Below are 22,738 nucleotides of genomic sequence, written 5' to 3'. Positions count from 1 at the left end.
GTGGTCAGCTCGCTGCGCTATCGCCGATTAGCTCCGCGGTGCAGCGACCGGCTCGGGCTCCGCCTCAGCCGTGGGGTGCACCGGGTGGGTGCGCTCCAGCGAGGCGCCTTCAACATCCACGTTGGGCAGGATGCGGTCGAGCCACTTCGGCAGCCACCAGGCCGCGTCGCCCAGCAGGTGCATCACGGCCGGGATGATGAGCAGCCGCACGACGAACGCATCCAGCAGCACTCCGACGGCCAGGCCGAAACCGATCGACTGGATCATCACGGAGTTCGAGAAGACGAACCCGGAGAACACCGAGGCCATGATCAAGGCCGCCGCGATCACCACGGTGCGCCCGGCGTGGAAGCCGCGCTGCACCGCCAACCGTGCCGGCGCGCCGTGCGTGTACGCCTCGCGCATCCCGCTGACCAGGAACAGCTGGTAGTCCATGGCCAGGCCGAACAGCACACCGACCACGAGGATCGGCAGGAAGCTCAGGATGGGCCCCGGATCGTGGATGCCGAAGAGGAACCCGAGCCAGCCCCACTGGAAGACCGCCGTGATGGCGCCGAATGCCGCGAACAGCGACAGAACGAAGCCCAGGGTGGCGGTGACCGGCACCAGGATCGACCGGAACACGAAGATCAGGATGATCAACGAGAGCCCCACGACCACGAGCAGGTAGAGCGGCAACGCGTCGGCGAGCTTCTCACTCACGTCGATGTTGCCGGATGCGTTGCCTGCGACGCCGAGTGCGCTCACGCCGTCGACGTCGAGGCCGCGCAGGTCGCGCACGAGCTGCTCGGTCGATTCGCTGGTCGGACCCTCCTCGGGGATGACTTGGAAGGCGAGCAGCAGGTCGTCGTCGGACGCGCCGATCGGTGCGACCGCGACGACGTCGTTGACGGCCTTGAGGGCCGTTCCGATGCGCACCTGTTCGGCGAGGAGATCCTCGTCGGTGATGGCCGAGTCGAGGTCGGCGACCACGAGCAGCGGGCCGTTGATGCCGGCCCCGAACTTGTCGTCGACCAGCTTGTAGGCGCGGTAGGCGCTCGAGTCGAGCGGCTCGGACGAGCCGGCCGGGAGGCCGAGGCGCATCGACAGGGCGGGGATCGCAACGATCAGCAGCACGGCGATGCCGGCGATCACGGTCACGACCGCGCGCACCGTGTTCATCGGCTTGTCGGGCGCCACGACCTTGATCTTGGGGGTGCCCAGGTGCGCGCGGGCCTTCTTGGTGAGGATCTTCGTGCCCACGAGGCCCAGCAGTGCCGGCGTGAGGGTGATCGCGATGAGGATCGCGACGAAGACGCAGACGGCGCCGACGGTACCCATCAGCCCGAGGAACGGGATGCCGGTGAGGTTGAGGGCGAGCAGCGCGATGAGCACGGTGGCGCCGGCGAACACCACGGCGTTGCCCGAGGTGCCGTTCGCCAGGCCGATCGACTCCTGCATCGGCACCCCGTTGCGCAACTGGGTGCGGTGCCGGTTGAGGATGAACAGCGAATAGTCGATGCCGACCGCGAGGCCGAGCATCACACCCAGGACCGGGGTGACGGAGAGCATCTCGATGGAGCCGGAGAGGGCGAGCGAGGCGAGCACGCCGACGCCGACGCCGACGAGCGCGTTCAGCAGCGGAAGGCCCGCGCCGATGAGCGTGCCGAGCATGATGAAGAGCACGACAGCAGCGATGATCACGCCGCCGATCTCGCCCGGGCCGAGGATCTCGGGGATGCTGGCGGCGATGTCATTCGACACCTCGGCCGTGACGTTGTCGATCCCGGCGTTCTCCATCTCCTCGACGATCGCCTCCTTCGACTCGGCCGGCACCTGGTTGAGCGATGTGTCGAACTGCAGGCTCGCGACGGCGGTGGTCTCATCGGTCGAGACCTGACGGATGCCGGCGGCCAGGTCGAGCAGGTCGGAGCCCTGCTCGAGCGTGGTGCTCTGGGTCTCCAGCTCGGTGCGGCTGGCATCGAGTATGGCCTGCTGCTGGGCGATCGCCGCGGTGCCCGCGTCGATCTGGGCCTGCTGCGCGTCGAACGTCGCCTGGGCGGCCGCGAGCTGACCGGCGGCCTCCGCCTGGGCGCGGGCGGCATCGAGCTGCGCCTGGCCGGCGGTGAGCTGGGCCGTGGCCGCGTCGATCTGCGCCTGGCCGGCGTCGATCTGGGCGTTGCCGTCCGCGATCTGCTGGCGGCCGTCCACGACCTTCTGCGCCTGATCGTCGATCTGGGCCTGGGTGTCGAAGGGGTTCGTCACCGACTTCACATGATCGCTTCCGACGAGGCCGGTGAGCAGCTCACCGACCGCGGTCTTCTGCTCGTCGGTGAAAGCGGAGTCGTCGGTGGTGGTGAACACGACGGTGCCCCGGCCGCCGCTGGCGGCGGGGAACTTCTCGGCGAGCTCGTCACTGACCGCCTGGGTGGCGGTGCCGGGGATGCTGACGGAGGAGGTGAGGGTTCCGCCGAAGAGTGCGAACGCACCGCCGGCCAGGCCCAGGATGACCACCCAGGCGACGATGACCAGCCACGCTCGGTGCGCGGAGAACCGACCGAGTCGGTAGAGAAGGGATGCCATGTGTCTTCAGGTTCTTTCTTGATGTCGGGTTGTCACTGCTGGATCTCGCATCGCGTCATCGGGAAGAGAGCTGGTCGGTCGGGCGGAAGAAGAGGGCTGGTCAGCTGCCGGCGGGGTAGCCGGCCCGGATGGAGGCGATCAAGCGGTCGACCAGGTCGTCCCACACGATCCGGGAGGACTCGTCGAGCAGACCGCCCGTGCGGGTGATCCAGTGGCCGGACACCACGGCGACGCCGTTCATCACCGAGCTGAGGAGGATAGCGATCTCGAAACGGTCGATCGCGGGGTTGCGGTCGGCGATCTCCAGCGAAAGCTGTTCGGTGGCGCGGGTGAAGACGTCGCCGAGCGCGTGCGGGGAGCGTCCGTTCTCGCGTTCCTCGGCGAGCACACCCCACAGGTAGGCGACCACGGTCGGCAGGTCGATGGCGCGCACCGCCGAGGTGATCTCGTCGAACAGTGCCACCAGGCTGCCGTCGGCCGCGGGAGCCGTCTGCGTCGCTGCCCGGAAGTCGTTGACGACGTCGCTGAGCAGTCGCGTGCAGGTGGTCATGAGGACCTCGTCGAGCGACGAGAAGTGATTGAACACGGTGCGGCGGGAGACATCCGCTCGCGCCGCGAGTTCGTCGACGCTGAATTGCGGCTTGCCGCGTTCGCGGATGAGCGCGTCGGCGGCATCCAGGATGGCCTCACGGTGCCGCGCCTTGAGTTCGGCACGACGGTCGGGGGCGATAAGGCTGGGACTCACATGATTACACTAAGTGCAACGACGCACGGCGTGCAACCGGATGTGGGATCGTCGGCGCGTTCTGTCGCTCTTCGGTTCCTCCCCCGCAGGGCTGAGGCGCTGGGGGACGCACGGCGCTAGCGTGGTCGCATGAGCATCCAGGACCGCCCGCCCGAGAGCATCGACCCGTTGGCAGACGGCTGGCGGCGGCCGCGCGGGCCCCGCTCCGGCTACCGGGTGGATGCCTGGGTGGCGCTGGCGCTGGCCGTCGGCACCGCTCTGAGCCTCATGCTCACCCGCAGCGCCGGCATCATGGACGACGCGCCCGGGTGGCTCGCGGCCCTATGGGTGGCGCTGATCGCCCTGCCGCTGGCCGCCCGGCGTCGCTGGCCCGAAGCCGTGGCGCTGGTCGTCTCGCTGGTGTTCGGCGTCTTCGGCAGCATGGGGGTGAACGACCCTCTCTTCTCGAGCATCTGCCTCTATGTGGCGATCTACTCGGTGGGCGCGTGGAGCCACCACCGCACTGTGGCCCGCTGGACGCGCCTGGGCATCATCGCGAGCATGTTCGTCTGGTTGTTCTGGACTCTGCTCGAGCACGCCAATCAGGCCACCGCGATCCCCGAACTGTCCCGCGAGGGTTTCTTCTCGCCCTACGCCGCCTACGGTCTGCTGCAGGTGCTGATCAACCTGGTCTACTTCTGGGCCGCGTACCACTTCGGAGACACGGCCTGGCAGGCCGCCCGGCGCTCGGACGCGCTCGAGACCCGCACCCGCGAACTGGCCGCGGAGCGGGAACGCACGGCCACCCAGGCCGTCACGCTGGAGCGGGTGCGGATCGCCCGCGAACTGCACGACGTGGTGGCGCACCACGTGTCGTTGATGGGGGTGCAGGCCGGAGCCGCAAGGCGCATCCTCGATCGGGATCCCGCTGCCGCCGCCCGGACGATCACGGTGATCGAGGAGAGCGCCCGAACCGCCGTGGAGGAGCTGCACACCATGCTCGGCGCCTTGCGTGCCGACGAGAATGATTGCGAGGGCGCCCAGCCGGCGCACCAGAGCACCAGCACCCGTGGGGTCGACCAGCTCGCCGAGCTCGCCCTGGAAACCACCAACGCCGGCCTGCCCGTGCGGGTACAGGTGATCGGCGACCCCCGCCCGGTACCGGGCACCATCGGGCTCAGCCTGTACCGGATCGCCCAGGAGGCCCTCACCAACACCCGCAAGCACGCCGGCGCCGGCGCCACGGCCGAGGTGCGGCTGCGCTATGAGACGGATGCCGTGGAGCTCGAGGTCACCGACACCGGCCGGGGCGCGCGGACGGGGGCCGCGGGCGGCGAGCCGGGCGCGGCCGGCGGGACATCGGGCGGACCGGGCGGCGGCCTGGGCCAGCGCGGCATGCGGGAGCGGATCGCGGCCGTGGGCGGCAGCCTCGAGCTCGCCAACCGCCCGCGCGGCGGCTACCTCGTGCGCGCCCGGGTGCCCCTGGCGTCACCCCAGTCCGGCGCGTCATCCGAGCGGATCAGCACCGAACTCGACAGGAACGAACATGACATGAGCACGGGAGCACAGTCATGACCGCGCCGATCCGGGTGCTCCTGGTCGACGACCAGGCGCTGGTGCGGGCCGGTTTCCGCGTCATCCTCGAGTCCGAACCGGGCATCGAGGTGGTGGGCGACGCCGCCGACGGTGCCGCCGCCATCCGTCAGGCAGCGGCTCTGCAACCCGACGTGATCTGCATGGACGTGCAGATGCCCGGCATGGACGGCCTCACCGCGACCCGCGTGATCGTGGCCGACCCGGCCAGCCGGGCCGCCGTGCTCGTGCTCACCACCTTCGACCGCGAGGACTACCTGTTCCAGGCATTGCAGCACGGCGCCAGTGGGTTCCTGCTCAAGAACTCGACGCCCGAGGCGCTCGTGGAGGCCGTGCAGGTGCTGGCCCGCGGTGACGCGCTGCTCTCCCCCGAGATCACCCGCCGCGTGATCGAACGGTTCGCCGAGTCCGGGCCGGCAGGTGCCAACACAATCGAGCGCGGGCGCCCGCCCGAGCCGTCGGCCGTGGGCGAGCTCACCGACCGGGAGCGCGAGGTCTTCGAGCTGCTCGCGCTCGGCCTGGCCAATTCCGAGATCGCCGGCCGTCTCTACCTCGGCGAGGCCACAGTGAAGACCCACGTCTCGAAGGTGTTGCAGAAGCTGCAGCTGAGGGACCGCATCCAGGCCGTGGTCTACGCGTATGAGCACGGCATCGTCGTACCCGGCGCCAGCAGGTCGCGCTGACCGTCGCGCGTGTGGCCCAACGGCCGCTGCACTCGCCCTCGCTGCTCCTCCACAGGCGGCAGCGTCAACGGGTTCTCCACCGCTGATTCATTGGGATGCAGGGTGTCGGTGGCTGGTGCTTCACTGTCCCTATGGCCACCTCGAATGCCACACCAGACAGCACCCCGGATGACACCCCGGATGATGCTGCACGCCTCACCGGACACCCTCACCCGGCCGGCGCCGCCGGCGAGCTGGACGACTATGCCGACCCGGTCGCCGAAGCCATCAGAGCGGTCATCGACCCGCTGATCGCCAACGCGAAGGTCATCGCCGCCGCGTACGCCGAGCGCACCCGTTTGCTGGCGGAGCTGGACCGGCTCGGCCACGACCGGTGGATCATCGCCGGCCTCGCCGGTGACCCGATCGAGTCCGGCCGCAACGACCCCGACACCCAGAAACACGGCCCGGCGTGGGACGACGAGGAGCTCGCCCGTCGGGCGATGGCGGCCGAGGTCGGCTGCGCGCTGCGGATGAACTTCCAAACCGCAGCGATGATGATCTGTGACGCCGCCCGCTTCACAGAGCAACTCCCCCTGTTCCACCGGGCTCTGGCCGAGGGCCGGATCGGCTGGGGTCACGTCATGAAGATGATGGAGGTCACGGCGTCGCTTCCGGTGGACCTGCCCGAGCATGTGCTGCCGCGACTAGAAGAGATGACGCTGACCGCGGCCGAGAAGCTCACTCCCGGCAAGTTCGCCAAGGTCGCCCGGGAACTCAGGGAATCCCTCCACCCCATCCCGTTGCAGGACCGTGTCAACGCGGGTATCCGCGAGCGCCGGGTCGTGCTTCGACCAGACATCAACGGAATGTCCTGGCTCAACGCCTATCTGAAGGCCGACGAAGCCGCAGCGATCTACGAACGGCTCACCCAGATCGCCAAGACACTCAACGACGAAGACGAGACAGAAGCCAGCTCAGCCAACACGGACAGCGTCGCGGACACTGGCACTGACGGCGCGTTCACCCCACCGCAGCCGGACGCCATCGTCTGCCGCACCCGCGACCAGCGCCGCGCCGACACCTACCGCGACCTGCTGCTGGACGGCATCGGCGCCGATGGGAAACTCGGCCGAGGGATCCGCGGCACCGTGAACATCACCGTCCCGGTCCTCACCCTCCTCGGCCACAGCGACCAACCCGCCATCCTCGACGGTTACGGACCCATAGACCTCGAAACCGCCCGGCGCCTCACCGGCACAGCGACGAGTTTCACCCGCATCCTCACCCATCCGCACACCGGGACCATCCTCTCCGTCGACCGAGACTCGTACACCCCACCGGCCGATCTTCGCCGGTACGTGCAGATCCGAGACAACACCTGCCAAAGACCCGGCTGCAACCGGCAAGCCATCCATAGCGAAATCGACCACACCCAAGCCTGGAACGCCGGCGGAACCACCAGCGCCGACAACCTCGTCAGCCTCTGCCGACCCGACCACCGCCTCAAACACCAATCCAGCTTCACCACCCGCCAAGCGCCAGACGGCACCCTCACCTGGACCAGCCCCGGCGGCAAGACCTACACAAACCCCCGCGCCCACGACCTCGTCCGCGCCGCCCTGGAACCGGTCGTGCCCAGGAAGCCGGAGGCACAGGGGCTCACATCACCACCTCCGGTGCCTCCAGCGTCCGGGCCACCTCCTCTAGACGAAGAAGAGGCACCCTTCTAGCCCTGTGGCTGGGACGTGCATGGGCCCTGCAGTTACGTGGTCGGCCCTGCGAGGATGTTCTGGTGATGAAACATCGAGCACAGCGACGCCCCGACGTCACGGCACTCGACCTGGTCGGTGGTCCCGAGCGAGTCGAGATCCAGCTGCAGAGCTATGACGACGGTTGGCCAGGCGCCTATCTCGAGCATCGGTCGCGCATCCGGGCGGCTCTCACCGCGTCCGGTGTCGATGTCGATGTCGATGTCGAACAGATCGTCATCGAACACATCGGTTCCACGTCCGTTCCCGGCCTGGCCGCGAAACCGATCATCGACATCGTCGTCGCGGTGAACGACATCACGGCCGAGGAGGACTACCTCGAGCCGCTCCTGGCCGCCGGCTACGAGCTGCGGGTACGCGAGCCCGGGCACCGCCTCGTGCGCACGCCGGCCCGGGACGTTCATGTGCACCTCTACGAACGACATGATCCCGCAGTGACGGAGTACCTCCTCCTCCGGGATCATCTCCGCACCGACGCCGGCGACCGCGACCTGTACGAGAGCACCAAGAGAGCCCTGCTCGCCAAGAAATGGGACGACATGAACGACTACGCCGACGCGAAGACCGACGTCATCCTGGCGATCAAGGCGCGAGCGCGAGCAGCTCTCGGACGCTGATCTGGTCAGGTACCTGTCTTCCCGGCCGCGCTCCCCGGTAGTGTCGGAGGGAGAGCCCGGAACCGGGTGATCCGGCACTCCGGGGCCCTCCTTCGCAAAGGAGCTGCCATGGTGCGAGTGCCACCGCCCGTCGTCGTCGGCGTCACCTCGGGCCAGCCGGATGCGGTGGTGCTGGCAGCCTCCGAGTTCGCCGCGATGTTCGGCGCCGAGCTGATCTGCGCATCCGTCGACCCGAGCCGTTACACGCTCGAGGAACTCCCCGACGGCAGCACGACCTCGGCCTCCTTCGACCCCGACTCGCTGGAGCTGCCGACAACGGTCTTCGACGAGGGCCTGCGCGCGCAGATCGAACGAGTACTCGCAGGAAGGAAGGTCACCTGGTCGACCCGAGCCCTCGCCGGCGACCCGGCCAGGGCCCTGGGGCAGCTCGCCGGCACCGTGCGGGCCGTGATGATCATCGTGGGCTCCCGCGAACCCACCATCCGGCACAACCTGCGGACGTTCTTCACCGGCTCGGTGGCCGTTCGCCTCGCCCACGGCCAGCAGCGCCCGGTGGTGATCATTCCGCTGAACCCCGTGCCGTTCGGCACCGAACTGCCCTGGGAGGAACCGTGAACCCCGCCGCCTCCCCCGCGGGGCTGACGCGCACGCTCCACCCCGCGGCGGATGCGGCGGACCACGGCCATCCTTAGCGTTAGAGTCACGCGACGAAAGGGCACTCATGCTCGAGATCAGGGGAATCAACAAGCACTACGGTGCGCATCAGGTACTCACCGGTGTGGGCTTCACGGTGGGCAGCGGCCGGATGACCGGCTTCGTCGGCGCGAACGGCGCCGGCAAGACCACCACCATGCGCATCATCATCGGCGTGCTCTCGGCCGACTCTGGCGAGGTGCTGCTCGACGGCACGCCGCTCACCGACGGCGACCGACGCCGGTTCGGCTACATGCCGGAGGAACGCGGCCTGTACCCGAAGATGAAGGTGGGCGAACAGCTCGTCTACCTCGCCCGGCTGCACGGCCTCAGCCCGGCCGCCGCGAAGCGCAACACCGACGACCTGCTCGAGCGCCTCGGTCTCGGCGAGCGCGCCGGCGACCTGGTGGAGGCGCTCTCCCTGGGCAACCAGCAGCGCGCCCAGATCGCGGCCGCGCTGGTGCACGATCCCGAGTTCCTGGTACTGGACGAACCGTTCTCCGGCCTCGACCCGATCGCCGTCGAGGTAGTGCTCACCGTGCTCAAGGAGCACGCAGCCGCCGGCGCCCCCGTGCTGTTCTCCTCCCACCAGCTCGACCTCGTCGAGCGGCTCTGCGACGACCTGGTGATCATCGCCGCCGGCGAGATCCGAGCCAACGGCTCCCGCGAGCGCCTGCGCGACCAGTTCAGCACCCCGCGCTTCGAGATCAGCACCGACGCCGACGCCGGCTGGATGCGCGCCGTCGACGGCATCACCGTCATCGGCTTCGACGGCGGCGAGGCGGTCTTCGAGGCCGACTCGGATGCCGCCAGCCAGGCCGTGCTCCGCGAGGCCCTCTCGCGCGGTGCGGTGCACTCCTTCGGCCATCTCCGGCCCACCCTCGCCAGCATCTTCAAGGAGGTCGTGCAGTGAGCACGGACATCGGTTCCCGTCAGGACTCCCCCACCCAGCCGCGCACCCGGGCCGCCCACAGCGCGCCCGGCTTCTGGAGCAGCGTGTGGCTCGTGGCCTCCCGCGAGATCACGGCGCGCCTCCGCAGCAAGGCGTTCCTCATCTCCACCGGCATCCTGCTGCTGCTGGCCATCGGTTCGGTCGTGGCCGGCGGCCTGCTCAGTGCCAACCCGTCGAGCACCCAGGTCGCCGTGGTCGGCTCCGCCAGCGCCGTGGTCGGCCAGGCCGACGGGCTCACTGCGGTGTCCGCCGACAGCGTGGCCGACGCCGAAGCCCTCGTGCGTGACGGCACCGTGGCCGCCGCCGTCGTGCCGGCCGATGATTCGCTGCTCGGCGTCTCCGTGATCGCCCTCGACTCCGCCCCCATGGACGTCATCAACGCGCTCAGCGTCTCGCCCAGCGTGCAGTTGCTCGACCCCGCAGCGCAGGGCGGCTTCCTGGTCTACCTGGTGGCCATCGGTTTCGGCCTGGTGTTCTTCATGTCGGCGCTCACCTTCGGCTCCACCATCGCGCAGAGCGTCGTCGAGGAGAAGCAGACCCGGGTGGTCGAGATCCTGATGAGCACCATTCCGGTGCGCGCCCTGCTGGCCGGCAAGGTGCTCGGCAACTCGATCATGGCGTTCGGCCAGATTGTGGCGATAGCCCTGCTCGTGGCCATCGGCATGGCCGTCACCGGCCAACGGGTGCTCCTGGCCGACCTGGGCCCGGCCATCGGCTGGTTCGCGGTGTTCTTCGCCTTCGGCTTCGTGATGCTCGCGTCGCTCTACGCGGCGACGGCGTCCATGGTGTCCCGGCAGGAAGACGTGGGAACGGCCACCTCCCCGGTGGCCTACCTGGTGATGATCCCCTACTTCGCGGTCATCTTCTTCAACGACAACCCGCTCGTGCTCGGCATCATGTCGTACGTTCCGTTCGCGGCGCCGGTCGGGATGCCCGTGCGCATCTTCTTGGGCACGGCCGAATGGTGGGAGCCGCTCTTGTCGCTGGCCCTCCTGCTGGTGACCACCGCGGGAGTGATCCTGTTCGGCTCCCGCATCTACCGCAACTCATTGCTGCGGATGGGCGGCCGGGTCACCTACAAGCAGGCGCTGCGCGGCTGACCACGAACGGGCCGCATCCAGGATGCGGCCCGTTCGTCATGGCAGCCGGATTGGTGCCGCGGCTCAGGCGGGAACGGCCGCGAGCTCGTCGTAGGTGGCGAACTTGGTAGCGATGGTGCTGCCGGTGAAGTTGCCCACCCAGCCGTCGTCGTCGTGGAAGAACCGCACCGACACGTAGTCCGGGCGGGTGCCCATGTCGAACCAGTGGGTGGTGTTCTCCGGCACCGAGATGAGGTCGCCGGCCTCACAGAACACGGCGTGCACAAAACCGTTGACGCGCAGGTAGAACACGCCGGAGCCGCGGGCGAAGAAACGGTCCTCGTCGTCGTCGTGCTGGTGCTCGCTGAGGAACTTCTGCCGGGACACGGCCGCCAGGTCGGCGTAGGCGGGGTCGTCCGACGGGGTGATGGAGACGACATCCACCAGGGTGTAGCCCTGGGCGTCGTTCACTGCGGCGATCTCGGTGCCGTAGGCCTCGAGAACCTCGTCGGGGGTGGGGTTCTCCGCGAGCTCCTTGAGCTCCCAGCGGGAGAATCGCACGCCCAGCGGCGAGAGCACGTCGGAGATGACGGCGGCGTCCCGCGTCTGCAGTGTGGGGGTGGTTTCGTCGGTTTCGTCCCAGACGGTGAGAAGTGTCATGAGACGAATATATTGAGCCCGAGAAAGATCGTCGCGCTCAGGAACGCCGTGACGTAACACGAGGTCACGCAATTGTGCGCGGAGCCGACCGGCTTGATTCCATGGGCTTTCCCCCGAACTTCCTGGAGACCTGCCCCATGGCCCACGCACGCAGCTTGTCAGTTCTTGCCCTCACGGCCTCCGCCGTTCTGGCCCTCACCGGATGCGCGCAGTCCAGCACCGCCGGCCCCTCCGAGTCCAGCACCGCCGCGGCCGCCGTCGCGACCGCTCCGCTGCCCGCGCCGTTCGACGGCGACCCGGTCTCCGTCGCCCTCGTGCGTCAGAGCGGCGCCGGCGACTACTTCGAGGCCTGGGGAGCCGGCGCCAAGGCGCAGGCCAAGGCCGCGAACATCGACCTCACCATCACGGATGCCCGCAACGACAACGCCAAGCAGGCCAGCGACCTCGAGCAGGCCATCGCCTCCAAGCCCGACGCGATCATCGTCGACCACGGCCAGACCGACACCTTGCAGCCGCTGATCACCCAGGCCGTGGACGCCGGCATCCCCGTGGTCGTCTACGACCTGGCGCTCACCGACGTGACCGGTGTCATCACCACCTCCCAGTCGGACGAGTCGATGGCCTCCGGTGTGCTCGACCAGCTCATCGACGATGTCGGCGAGGGTGCCAAGGTCGGCTACGTCTCAGCCACGGGTTTCGCCGCCCTCGACCGTCGCGCGGTCGTGTGGAACCAGTACGTCACCGACCACAACCTCGACGTGGTCTTCTCCACCGGCAAGGTGAGCGAGTCCACCGCCAGCGACAACATCCCGCTGGTGGACGCCGCGCTCAAGCAGAACCCCGACGTGCAAGCGATCTTCGCCCCGTACGACGAGATCACCAAGGGCGCCGTGCAGGCCGTCATCCAGAACAACCTGCAGTCGTCCGTCAAGGTCTACGGCATCGACATCTCCAACGCCGACCTCGAGGTCATCAACGCCGCGGACAGCCCCTGGGTCGCGACCTCCGCCACCGACCCGGCCGCCGTGGGCGCCGCCGTCGTGCGCTCGCTGGCCCTGTCGCTCGCCGGCCAGCTCGAAGCGACCGACGTGCAGTTCCCCGCCATCGTCATCACCCAGGACTTCCTGGCGACGAACAGCGTGCAGAACGTCACCGCGCTGCGCGACGCCGAGCCGAGCCTGACCCTGGACACCACCGTCGTGGCCGATTGGCTGCCCGCCACATCGTGACCCACGATCTGCGCATACGCCCTGAGGGGGACGACCGCACCGCGGTCGTCTCCCTCAGTGGTGTGTCACTTTCCTACGGCTCCAATGCCGTGTTGCAGGGGGTGGACCTCGGCTTCGCGGCCGGCCGCATCACCGCCCTGCTCGGCGCGAACGGCGCCGGCAAGTCCACCCTGATCAAGGCGTTGTCCGGCGCCAACCCCCGCTACACCGGGTCCATCCGGGTCCTCGGAACCGAGGTGGCCCTGACCAGCCCCTCCGTCGCCCGGCAGCACGGCATCTCCGCCGTGCACCAGAAGGTGGCCGACGGCATCGTGCCCGGCCTCACCGTGGCCGAGAACGTGCTGCTCGACAACCTCGCCGGCGCTGGCGGCGTGCTGCGCAACCGCCGCCGCGACCTGGCCGCCGCCCGCAGCGCCCTGGCGCTGCTCGGCCTGGACTGGTCCGACCGGGTGCTCTCCCAGGACGCCCGCGACCTGCGCATCTCGGATGCCCAACTCGTCACCCTCGCTCGCGCCCTGCGGCACACGCCGCGGCTGCTGATCCTCGACGAGCCCACCTCGGCGCTCACCTCCGCCGAGGCCGACCGGCTCTTCGACGTGCTGCGGTCACTCCGCTCCGACGGGCTCGCCATCGTCTACGTCTCGCACCGTTTCGGCGAGATCGAAGCCCTCGCCGACAGCGTCGTCGTGCTGCGCGACGGCACCGTGCAGAGCCACAGCGAGCGTCCGTTCGCCTGGAACGGCATCCTGCACGACATGCTCGGGCGGGCCACCGAACTCGCGCAGAAACGCGAGCATGTGCACCGCGGCACCGCCGTCGTCGCCGAGGTACTCGCCGTGCCCCTGTTCCCCGAGGCGCAGCCGCTGTCGCTCACCATCCGCGGCGGCGAGGTGCTCGGGGTGCTCGGCCTCATCGGCGCCGGCAAGAGCGAACTCGCCGAGGTCCTCGGCGGGCTGGCCCGCCCGGCGGGAGGCAGCCTCACCCTGCACGGTGAACCGTATGCTCCCCGGCGCCCCGGCGACGCCATCGCGGCCGGTGTGGTCCTGGTGCCTGAGGACCGGCAGCGCCAGGCGATCCTGCCCGGCTGGTCGATCGCCCGCACCGTGAGCGTGCCGTTCCTGAGCGAATCGTCGCGCTGGGGAACACTGCGCCGGGGCCTCGAGTCCGACCGGGCCCGGGCCGTGGTGGCCGACCTCGAGGTCGTCGCCGACTCGATCGAGACCTCAACGGATGACCTCTCCGGCGGCAACCAGCAGAAGGTGGTCGTGGGCCGGTGGCTGTCGGCCGCTCCGCGGCTGGCCGTGCTCGACGAGCCGTTCCGAGGGGTCGACATCGCGGCCCGCCGCGGCATCGGCGCCCACCTCAGCACCCTCGCCCAGACCGGCAGCGCCGCCGTCGTGTTCTCCAGCGACGTCGACGAGATCCTCGAGGTCTCCGACCGCATTGTGGTGCTCGTCGCCGGCGAGATCGCCCTGGACGGCTACGCCGACGCTCTCGACCGCGCCGCCATCGTCAACGCCTTCCTCGGCGATCACCAACCGGAAAGAACCACAGTATGAGCCGCATCTCCATCGACCGCGTGCGCGGCAGCGCCCTCGAGTCCGCGTCCGCCGGTATCGTGCGCTGGGGCTTCGTCGCCGTCACAGTGCTGCTGATCGGCTTCTTCGCTATCACCGAACCGAACTTCCGCACGGTGGACAACATGTTCGGCATGCTCAAGTTCATCGCCCCCACGGCCATCGCCGGGCTCGGCGTGATGCTCGCGATGACCGTGGGCGGCATCGACCTGTCGGTGGGCGCATCCGCCGGGTTCGCGGTCTCGATCGCGGCCTGGACCATGGTGGTCGGCAACCAGGTCGGCGGCGTGGCCATCGGCGTGGTGCTGGCCGGCGGCGCCCTGATCGGGGCGCTCAACGCTCTGCTGATCGTGGTCGCGCGCATCCCCGACCTGCTGGCCACGCTCACCACGATGTTCGTGATCGTGGGGCTGAAACTGCTCATCGTGGACGGCAAGTCCATCTCCTCGCAGATGACCCTCTCCGACGGCTCCACGGCGCCCGGCCGGTTCACCACCGACTTCCTCTGGCTGGACCGCGGCAGCATCGGGCCTGTGCCGGTTCCCGTGCTGATCTTCGTGGCCCTCACGGCGCTGCTCTGGTTCGTGCTCGAACGCACCAAGTGGGGCCGTGCGCTCTACGCGGTCGGCGCCAACGCCGAGGCGGCCCGGCTCGCCGGTATCCGGGTGCAGGTCTACCGCACCGCCGCCTACATCGGCTGCGGCCTGCTCGCCTCGGTCGCCGGACTGCTGCTGGCCGCCCGCATCGGTCAGGGCGACGTGAGCGCGGGCAACTCGCTCCTGCTCGACGCCATGGCAGTCTCGCTGGTGGGCGTCTCGGTGCTCGGCATGGGCCGCCCGAACGCGTGGGGCACGGCCCTCGGCGCCGTGCTGATCGCCGTGATGGTGACCGGCTTCACGATGATCGGGCTCCCCTACTACGCGCAGGACTTCGGCAAGGGCATCGTGCTGCTCGTGGCCCTGCTGTTCAGCTTCACGTTCTCCCGCAAGCGCACCGTGGTGGTGGCCGGGAGCATGACCAACTAACCCCGCCCCAAGACCATGGGTCGCCCATTTTTGCTAGTCGGGAGCCGCCTCAACTAGCAAAAATGGGCCAGTCATGGGGTTGAGCCGCGGGTTTCGACGGTGAAGCGCAGCATCCACTCGATCAGTTCGGCGTGCCAGCGGGCCTGCCGCAGGTCGGCGCCCCAGACGTAGATGCCGTGGTTGGCCACCAGCACCGCCGGGACCTCCGCCACCCCTGCGCCGGGGCGGAGGTACACCGCCTCGAAGGCGTCGCCGAGCTCCACCATGTCCTGGCTGTTCTGCACCACCGGGATGACCACGGTCTCGTTGTGGGCCAGGTGGCCGATGCCCTTGAGCATCTCGAGGTCTCGCAGCACCACGCCATCGGGCCAGTGGTGCGCAGCGACCACGGCGGCCAGGGCGTGCACGTGCACCACGGCGCCGGCTCCGGTGACCCGGGCGACGCGGGCGTGCAGCCCGGACTCGTCCGAGGGCTTGTGGCCGGAGCCGCCGCGGCCCTCGACGCGTTCGCCGTCGCGGTCGACGATGACGAAGTCGGATGCGGTCAACTCGCCCTTGTCGAGCCCTGAACCGGTCACGGCCAGCAACAGCGGGTCGCGCTCAAGGGTGACCGAGAGGTTGCCGGAGGTGCCTCGCATCCAGCCGAGCCCGGCGAAGCGCGCGGCCTCGGCGGCCAGGGCGGCGCCGGCGGCGTGCAGGGTCTGCTCGGTGAGTCCGAGCGGCGAGAACTGATTCATCGGCTCGCCACCTCGACCTCGTCGAAGGAGGCCACGACGGGTGCCGCACCGAAGTCGGCGCCGAACCACGGCTCATCCGGCCGGGAGAACGCGACGACCTGCCAGCCGGCTTCGGTCGCCGCGGCGACCTCCTCCGGATGGTCGGTGAAGAACACCAGGTCGCTCGCGTCGACGCCGAGCGCGGTGCGGATGGCGTCGTAGGAGGTCGCCTCCTTCTTCGACCCGGCCGTGACCGTGTCGAAGTAGTCCACGATGAGCGGCGTCAGGTCGCCGTCCGGGGAGTGCCTGAACCACGGCACCTGGCTGGCCACCGAGCCAGAGGAGAACACGGCGAGGGTGACGCCGTCGTCGTGCCAGCGGCGCAGCTGCGGGATCACGTCGTCGAAGAAATGCGAGCTGATCTCGGCGCGGGCGAAACCCTCGGCCCAGATCTGTCCCTGGATGGTCTTGAGCGGGGTGGCCTTCACATCGGCGGCCATCCAGGCGTGCAGTACCGCCACGACCTCGGCGGTCGAGGCGTCGGCGGCCAGCCCGCCGTCGGCGATGACCTGCGCGCGGGCCTCGGCGATGACGGGGTCGGCGGCGTGGTCGTCCAGCCAGGCGCCCAGGCGGGGACGGGCGTAGTCGTAGAGGTCGCCGAGGATGAACCCGGCGGCGCTCGTCGTGCCCTCGAGGTCGAGCACCAGGGTGCTGGCGGTGATGTGCAGGGTCACAGGGTTCCTTCGGTGCTGGCGGTGCTGGCGGTGCTTTCGGTGCTGGCGGCACTGGTGCCGGTGATGATCCAAGCGCGGGCGCGGCCGAGCAGATCGGCGTAGGCGGCCGGGATGCGCTCGGCGGGCAGGGTGGTGAAGTCGGCGGCGTGCGAGTAGCCGGCCACCCGGCGCACGGCCTCCACCCCGGCGAACCGCCAGGCGTCGCTGCGGATGCGGGCGAGCCAGGCGTCGAGGTCGAGGCCGTCCGGGGTGCCCACCCGCTGCGGCCAGCGCTCGGCGACCAGGGCCCCGAAAGCGCTCCAGCTCGACTCGATCGCCGAGGCGCGGGCCGCGGCGAGCGCGGTCGCATCCACCTGGGTGGCCGCGATCGAGGCGATCGTGAGGTTGGCCCAGAACAGGCCAAGGTCCATGCCGGCGGGGCCGACGAAGCTGAACTCGGGGTCGAAGACCTTGGTGGCCTGCTCACCACCGCGCACGCCGACCATGAGCGATCCGGAGTGCAGGTCGCCGTGGATGAGCGCCTCGGCGCGGGTGGCGAAGATCTCCCGCACGTCGGCGACGGCGGCGAGCAGCTCGGTGTCGGTGTAGAGCGCGCGCACCTCCGCGTCGAGCTCGGGGATCCAGTGATTGTGGTCGTTCAGTCGGTAGGGCTCGTCGAGCACGGCGTCCACCGTGAGGGCGCAGAGCTCGGGGTTGGCCGCGGTCTCGATGAGTGCGGCGTGCTCGTCCGGGCCGAGGCCTGCGCGGCTCGTGGCCAGGGTGAGCTCGGCGCTGAAGCGCCCCACGACGGTGCCGAGGGCCTCGAAGTCGAGGGCAACGGGCTCGGCGCCGGCGACGACATCCGCCACCTGGCGCACGAGCACATCGCGCAGCACGTCGAGGTCGGAGAGGTCCTCCATCACCAGCACGTAACGATCCAGGTCGACAGGCTCGACGGATGGCACGCTCGCCGGCGCGAGGTCGGCGAGCATCGCGTACGCGCGGGCCTCCGAGGCGATCCGGTTGGGGTCGATCGGCCACGCGGGCCCGACGGCCTGCACCCACGGCGGCGCCTGCTTCACGGCCAGGCTGCCCAGCGGGCCGCGCGCGATGAAGACCCGGTTCATATTGCCCGCGGTGACCTCGTCCACCTCGATCTGGTCGGCGGATGCGGCCAGGCGCGGCAGGTAGCCGGCGCCGTCGAGGTAGGCCACGACGTCGTCGCGGTCGACGAGGAGGGCGTAGTCGGCGCTGTCGGGGAGGGCGGGGCTGGTCTGAGGCTGGGGGCTGTCACTGCTCACCGGAGAGCTCGATCCTGGGAGATGGTCGGGTGGGGGGTCTCGAAGTACTGCGCGAGGTCGGCCGGCCGGAACGGACCGCGGTCGGTCACGAGCGCGCTGACGAACCGCGGCGGGGTCACGTCGAAGGCGGGATACCAGGCATCCGTGAGCAGGGCGGAGGCCGTGCGCACGCCGAGGGTCTCGAAGACCTCGGCCGGGTCGCGGTGCTCGATCACGATGTCCGAGCCGGTCGGCAGCGTCGGGTCCGGGGCCTGGATGAGCGCGTAGTACGGCACGTCGAACGCGGCCGCGGCGACGGCGAGACCGAGGGTGCCGACCTTGTTGGCGACGCTGCCGTCCATGCTCACCCGGTCGGCCGCCGTGACGAGGGCGTCGATAGGCCCGATCGACGACCCGGGCGACAGTGCTGCAGCGGCCATCCCGTCGGTGATCAGGGTCACCCGCTGGCCCATCTCCCGCAGCGTGTGCGCGGTGAGCCTGGCGCCCTGCAGGTAAGGGCGGGTCTCGGTGGCGACCCAGTCGAACCGCTTGCCGGCGGACTCGGCGGCGCGCACCAGTTCGATCAGGTAGGTGTCCATCCAGCAGTGCGTGAGGATGCGCGCACCGTCGTCGAGCAGCGCAACCGTGTGTTCACCGAGGGCCCGGCTGCGCGAGCGGTAGAGCAGCGCGAACGCACGGGCCGCCTCGACGGCGGACTCCACGATCTCAGCGGTGCTCGCGGCGCCAGTGAGGGCGGCGAGCACGAACTCCACCGCCTCACGCGGATGGTTGTTGGTGGGCCGGGCGTTGGCGAGCACCAGCGCCGCCCGCCGGAGCGCCACCTGGGCCTCGGGCAGCGGTAGCGCGGCGGCCTGCAGCGCGGCCAGTTCCATGCCGGCGCAGGCGGCGAAGGCCGGGCCTGAGCTCTGGGTCACCATGGCGGTGATGGCCGCCGAGACGGCGTCGGCCGAATCGGCCCGCACCCACTCGATCCGGGCGGGGAAGACCCGGCGGTCCAGGATCCAGACCGCACCGTCCTGCACGCGCACCGAGCCGTCGAGGGCGGGCACGGCGGGCAGCAGGATTCCGTGCGGGTCTTGATCGCTCACGTCGTCCTCCGGTGTCGGGCGGGGTCACCCGTCGGCCGGGTCGATCCCCCGAGAATACCGGCGGCAGCCGCACCGGGCACGGCCTGCCTCCGGGTCCGGCCGTGTCGCCGCGTGATTCCGCGGCGGGAAGCCAGCCCGATTGTTAAGCAGTGTGACGACACGCGCGCCGTCACGGTGTGACCATGGTCCCCCTGACCGGGGCAAACACACAGATGCGCCGCAGGCGTTTGCGCCAAGATAGTGGGGTGACTTCTCTCCATGACCTGTTCTCCCGTGGTTTCGCCTCCGACAACTATTCGGGCGTGCACCCGGAGATCCTCGACGCGATCGTGCGCGCCAACGGCGCCCACCAGATCGCCTACGGCGACGACGTGTACACGGCCGAACTGCAACGGGTCTTCGCCCGCCACTTCGGCGAGGGCGTCGAGGCGTTCCCGGTGTTCAACGGCACCGGAGCGAACGTCACGGGCCTGCAGTCGATGCTGCCGCGCTGGGGAGCGGTGATCTGCGCGAGCACCGCGCACATCAACACCGACGAGGGCGGAGCCCCGGAGCGGGTCGGCGGCCTCAAGCTGCTGCCCGTGCAGACTCCCGACGGCAAGCTCACCCCCGAGCTGATCGACCAGGAGGCCTGGGGCTGGGGCGACGAGCACCGCGCGCAGCCTCTCGTGGTGTCGATCACCCAGACCACCGAACTCGGCACGCTGTATACCCCGGCCGAGGTGCGCGCCATCGCCGATCACGCGCACGCCAAGGGCATGCTGCTGCACATGGACGGCGCCCGCATCTCCAACGCCGCAGCCGCCCTCGGGGTACCGTTCCGCGAGTTCACCAGAGACGCCGGTGTCGACGTGCTCAGCTTCGGCGGCACCAAGAACGGCATGATGCTCGGCGAGTGCATCGTGGTTCTCAACCCCGACGCATCCACGGGCCTGAAGTACCTGCGGAAGCTCAACATGCAGCTCTCCTCGAAGATGCGCTTCATCTCCGCCCAGCTGATCGCCCTGCTCGACGGCGACCTGTGGCTGCGCAACGCCGACCACGCCAACGCCATGGCCGCACGCCTGCGCGGTGCGCTCGAAGAGGGTCTGGCGGATGGCTCGCTCACCGGGGTCTCGTTCAGCCAGCCCACCCAGGCCAACGCGATCTTCGCCGTGCTGCCGGCGGGCGTCGCCGACAAGGTGCGCGAGCTGTACCGTTTCTACGACTGGAACCCGGCCACCGGCGAGGTGCGCTGGATGTGCGGGTTCGACACCACCCCCGAGGACGTCGACGACTTTGTCGCGGCCCTGACGAAGGAGCTGGCCGCAGCATGAACGTTTTCGCGAGCAAGCCGTGGCTGAGTTCCTACGCGGTGGGCGTGCCCAACGCCATCGCGGACCCCACCGAGACCCTGGTCGACATGATCGAGGGCTCCGCCCGCCGGTTTGCCGACAAGGTGGCGCTGGACTTCTTCGGCGGCACCATGACCTACGGCCAGCTCGGTGACGAGATCTCCCGGGTGGCCAATGGGCTGCGCCGGCTCGGCGTGAAGCCCGGCGACCGGGTGGCGCTCGTGCTGCCGAACTGCCCGCAGCACATCGTGGCGTTCTACGCCGTGCTGCGCCTCGGCGCGATCGTCGTGGAGCACAATCCGCTCTACACCGAACGTGAACTGCGCCACCAGTTCGAGGACCACGGCGCGAGCGTCGCCATCGTCTGGGACAAGGTCTACTCCATGGTGCGCGGGTTCCCGCGCGACATGGGCCTGCACACCGTCGTGGCCGTGGATGTCACCAAGTCGATGCCGCTGGCCACCCGGCTGGCCCTGCGCCTGCCGATCCCCAAGTCCCGCACCGCCCGTGCCGCCCTCACGGTGGCCCAGCCGCTCAAGGACGCCATCGAATGGCCGGCCCTGGTGGGCTCGCGTCGGTTGCGCACCGCGCATCCGCGCCCGCTGCTCGGCGACACCGCCGTGCTGCAGTACACCAGCGGCACCACCGGGGCGCCCAAGGGCGCCATCCTCACCCACTTCAACCTGCAGGCCAACGCGCAGCAGAGCGAGGCCTGGGTGCCAGGGCTCGAGCGCGGCAACGAGGTGTTCTACGGCGTGCTGCCGATGTTCCACGCCTACGGCCTCACCCTGTGCCTCACCGTCGCCATGTCCATCGGCGCCCGTCTGGTGCTCTTCCCCAAGTTCGATGTGGGCCTGGTGCTCAACGCCGTCAAACGCACCCCGCCCACCTTCCTGCCCGCCGTGCCGCCGATCTACGAGAAGCTCGTGACGGCCGCGAACGACAAGGGCATCAGCCTGCACGGCACCAAGTACGCCATCTCCGGCGCGATGAGCCTGCCGCTGAAGACCGTCGAGCTGTGGGAGACCGCCACCGACGGCCTCCTCGTGGAGGGTTACGGCATGACCGAGTGCTCGCCCATCGCGGTGGGCAACCCGATGGGCCCGAGCCGGCGGCCCGGCACCGTGGGCGTGCCCTTCCCGAGCACGGAGATCCGCGTGGTCGACCCCGCCGACCCCACCGTGGACCGCGGTTTCGACGAAGAGGGAGAGCTGCTCGTGCGCGGCCCGCAGGTCTTCTCCGGCTACTGGGACCGCCCCACCGAGACGGCCCAGACCCTGCTGGCGGATGGCTGGCTGCGCACCGGCGACATCGTCACGGTCTCCTCCGACGGCTACGTCACCATCGTCGACCGCATCAAGGAACTCATCATCACCGGGGGTTTCAACGTGTCGCCGTCCGAAGTTGAGGCCGCACTGCTGTCGCACCCCGACATCGCCGACGCCGCCGTGGTGGGGCTCAAGAGCGCCGGCGGCGGCGAGGATGTCGTGGCCGCCGTGGTGCTCATCGCCGGCGCCACCCTCGATGTGGACGGCCTGCGCGAGTACTGCCGCACCCGTATCTCCGCCTACAAGGTGCCGCGCCGCATCGTCGAGGTCGACGACCTGCCCCGGTCGCTCATCGGCAAGGTGATGCGCCGCCAGGTGCGCGACAACCTCGTCGCCGCGGATGCCGCCGCCAACCCGGCAACCTGACGCCCACCGCAAAGATGCGGATGCATGGAATAAGTGCGTCCGTTCGGCGTTGATATGACTGGGTCGATGGCGCCCCGCACCCGTTCCACTCGCACAGGCAACACAGAAAGCCGGGCACCATGACCCTCATCACCGACACCCACAGCCGTTCCGCCGACACCACGTCGCCGATCCTGCCCGCGCTGGCCGCGCGCTGGAGCCCCCGCGGATTCGACCCCACCGCCGTCATCGACGAAGACACCCTCACCACCGTGCTCGAGGCCGCCCGCTGGGCGCCGTCCGGCAACAACAACCAGCCGGCCCGCTTCATCGTCGCCCGCCGCGGCTCCGAGAGCTTCCGCAAGATCCACTCGCACCTGATGGGCTTCAACCAGGCCTGGGCCGACAAGGCCTCCGTGCTGATCCTCAACATCGCAGAGGGCGACAACCCCTGGGCGCAGTACGACCTCGGCCAGGCCGTCGCCCACCTCACCATCCAGGCGCAGCACGAGGGCCTGTTCACCCACCAGCTCGGCGGCATCGACCGCAAGGGCCTGGCCGACGCGTTCCACCTCAAGCCCGGCCAGGATGCCGTCACCGTGACGGTGCTCGGTGTACTCGGTGACGCCGACTCGCTCACCCCGGAGCTGCTCGAACGCGAGATCGCCCCGCGCACCCGCAAGCCGCTCTCCGAAGTGCTGCTCGTCAACGACTAGGTCGTTCCCCGAGTTGCCAGTTGGGTGCACCTCGGCACCACGCATCCCGTAC

20 protein-coding genes are annotated in these 22,738 nt (G+C 69.7%); 13 read left to right on the top strand and 7 right to left on the bottom strand.

Annotated features, from left to right (window positions below; translation table 11 throughout):
- Positions 1–27: 27 nt before the first annotated feature.
- Positions 28–2,562, bottom strand: a complete 2,535-nt coding sequence (locus tag DOE79_RS13440; RefSeq protein ID WP_120338933.1) for an MMPL family transporter — start codon at positions 2,560–2,562, stop codon at positions 28–30.
- A 100-nt stretch (positions 2,563–2,662) separates the two neighbouring features.
- Entirely contained in the window at positions 2,663–3,307 is a 645-nt protein-coding gene (locus DOE79_RS13435; protein ID WP_120338932.1) for a TetR/AcrR family transcriptional regulator, read from the bottom strand.
- 129 nt (positions 3,308–3,436) lie between these two features.
- On the opposite strand from DOE79_RS13435, the gene DOE79_RS13430 reads away from it, so the two are divergent.
- The 7 genes from DOE79_RS13430 (at position 3,437) to DOE79_RS13400 (ending at position 10,675) form a co-directional block, all read left to right on the top strand.
- Positions 3,437–4,861: a sensor histidine kinase gene (locus DOE79_RS13430; RefSeq protein ID WP_120338931.1), complete on the top strand. Its 1,425-nt coding sequence runs from the start codon at positions 3,437–3,439 to the stop codon at positions 4,859–4,861.
- Positions 4,858–5,562: a response regulator gene (locus DOE79_RS13425; protein ID WP_120338930.1), complete on the top strand. Its 705-nt coding sequence runs from the start codon at positions 4,858–4,860 to the stop codon at positions 5,560–5,562. The genes DOE79_RS13430 and DOE79_RS13425 overlap by 4 nt, the downstream gene beginning before the upstream one ends.
- Positions 5,563–5,693: 131 nt before the next feature.
- Complete coding sequence (locus DOE79_RS13420) at positions 5,694–7,274, top strand: HNH endonuclease signature motif containing protein (RefSeq protein ID WP_162942750.1); 1,581 nt, start codon at positions 5,694–5,696, stop codon at positions 7,272–7,274.
- A gap of 65 nt (positions 7,275–7,339) precedes the next feature.
- Positions 7,340–7,930: a GrpB family protein gene (locus tag DOE79_RS13415; RefSeq protein WP_120338928.1), complete on the top strand. Its 591-nt coding sequence runs from the start codon at positions 7,340–7,342 to the stop codon at positions 7,928–7,930.
- Between the two features lie 108 nt (positions 7,931–8,038).
- On the top strand, positions 8,039–8,545 hold the full coding sequence (locus DOE79_RS13410; RefSeq protein ID WP_120338927.1) for a universal stress protein: 507 nt from the start codon (positions 8,039–8,041) through the stop codon (positions 8,543–8,545).
- 106 nt (positions 8,546–8,651) lie between these two features.
- A complete protein-coding gene (locus tag DOE79_RS13405) occupies positions 8,652–9,536 on the top strand; it encodes an ABC transporter ATP-binding protein (protein ID WP_120338926.1) in 885 nt (294 codons plus the stop codon).
- Positions 9,533–10,675, top strand: coding sequence for an ABC transporter permease (locus DOE79_RS13400; protein ID WP_425455648.1), 1,143 nt, complete (start codon positions 9,533–9,535; stop codon positions 10,673–10,675). Before DOE79_RS13405 ends, DOE79_RS13400 begins: the two co-directional genes overlap by 4 nt.
- A 63-nt stretch (positions 10,676–10,738) precedes the next feature.
- Here the strand turns inward: DOE79_RS13400 and DOE79_RS13395 are convergent, their stop codons facing one another.
- Positions 10,739–11,314 carry a 1,2-dihydroxy-3-keto-5-methylthiopentene dioxygenase gene (locus DOE79_RS13395; protein ID WP_120338925.1) on the bottom strand — a complete coding sequence of 192 codons (576 nt, stop codon included), beginning with the start codon at positions 11,312–11,314 and terminating at the stop codon, positions 10,739–10,741.
- A gap of 155 nt (positions 11,315–11,469) precedes the next feature.
- Here DOE79_RS13395 and DOE79_RS13390 point away from each other — a divergent pair, with 155 nt between their 5' ends.
- The 3 genes from DOE79_RS13390 to DOE79_RS13380 are packed head-to-tail and all read left to right on the top strand — an operon-like array spanning position 11,470 to position 15,145.
- Positions 11,470–12,543, top strand: a complete 1,074-nt coding sequence (locus DOE79_RS13390) for a substrate-binding domain-containing protein (protein ID WP_245976940.1) — start codon at positions 11,470–11,472, stop codon at positions 12,541–12,543.
- A complete protein-coding gene (locus DOE79_RS13385) occupies positions 12,540–14,102 on the top strand; it encodes a sugar ABC transporter ATP-binding protein (protein WP_220094230.1) in 1,563 nt (520 codons plus the stop codon). Before DOE79_RS13390 ends, DOE79_RS13385 begins: the two co-directional genes overlap by 4 nt.
- Entirely contained in the window at positions 14,099–15,145 is a 1,047-nt protein-coding gene (locus DOE79_RS13380; protein WP_120338923.1) for an ABC transporter permease, read from the top strand. Before DOE79_RS13385 ends, DOE79_RS13380 begins: the two co-directional genes overlap by 4 nt.
- Positions 15,146–15,216: 71 nt before the next feature.
- Here DOE79_RS13380 and mtnB read toward each other — a convergent pair whose 3' ends face one another.
- From mtnB to DOE79_RS13360, 4 genes are read right to left on the bottom strand one after another with little or no spacing between them, the layout of a single operon-like run.
- Positions 15,217–15,882, bottom strand: a complete 666-nt coding sequence (gene mtnB / locus DOE79_RS13375) for a methylthioribulose 1-phosphate dehydratase (protein WP_120338922.1) — start codon at positions 15,880–15,882, stop codon at positions 15,217–15,219.
- Complete coding sequence (gene mtnC / locus DOE79_RS13370; protein ID WP_120338921.1) at positions 15,879–16,595, bottom strand: acireductone synthase; 717 nt, start codon at positions 16,593–16,595, stop codon at positions 15,879–15,881. The genes mtnB and mtnC overlap by 4 nt, the downstream gene beginning before the upstream one ends.
- The gene (locus DOE79_RS13365; RefSeq protein ID WP_120338920.1) at positions 16,592–17,875 is read right to left on the bottom strand and encodes a phosphotransferase; all 1,284 of its coding nucleotides are present in this window, start codon (positions 17,873–17,875) and stop codon (positions 16,592–16,594) included. The genes mtnC and DOE79_RS13365 overlap by 4 nt, the downstream gene beginning before the upstream one ends.
- Entirely contained in the window at positions 17,872–18,963 is a 1,092-nt protein-coding gene (locus tag DOE79_RS13360; protein ID WP_220094229.1) for a translation initiation factor eIF-2B alpha/beta/delta subunit family protein, read from the bottom strand. The genes DOE79_RS13365 and DOE79_RS13360 overlap by 4 nt, the downstream gene beginning before the upstream one ends.
- 245 nt (positions 18,964–19,208) lie before the next feature.
- Between DOE79_RS13360 and DOE79_RS13355 the strand changes: the two genes are divergently transcribed.
- The 3 genes from DOE79_RS13355 to DOE79_RS13345 all read left to right on the top strand — a co-directional run bounded on the left by DOE79_RS13355 (position 19,209) and on the right by DOE79_RS13345 (position 22,686).
- Positions 19,209–20,279 carry a threonine aldolase family protein gene (locus tag DOE79_RS13355; protein WP_245976939.1) on the top strand — a complete coding sequence of 357 codons (1,071 nt, stop codon included), beginning with the start codon at positions 19,209–19,211 and terminating at the stop codon, positions 20,277–20,279.
- Positions 20,276–21,991: a long-chain-fatty-acid--CoA ligase gene (locus DOE79_RS13350; protein ID WP_120338919.1), complete on the top strand. Its 1,716-nt coding sequence runs from the start codon at positions 20,276–20,278 to the stop codon at positions 21,989–21,991. The genes DOE79_RS13355 and DOE79_RS13350 overlap by 4 nt, the downstream gene beginning before the upstream one ends.
- 119 nt (positions 21,992–22,110) lie before the next feature.
- Positions 22,111–22,686 carry a nitroreductase family protein gene (locus DOE79_RS13345; protein WP_120338918.1) on the top strand — a complete coding sequence of 192 codons (576 nt, stop codon included), beginning with the start codon at positions 22,111–22,113 and terminating at the stop codon, positions 22,684–22,686.
- Positions 22,687–22,738 lie beyond the last annotated feature (52 nt).

The organism is Cryobacterium soli (genome assembly GCF_003611035.1).
GTDB lineage: Bacteria > Actinomycetota > Actinomycetes > Actinomycetales > Microbacteriaceae > Cryobacterium > Cryobacterium soli.
This window is presented reverse-complemented; position numbering and strand designations above follow the sequence as displayed.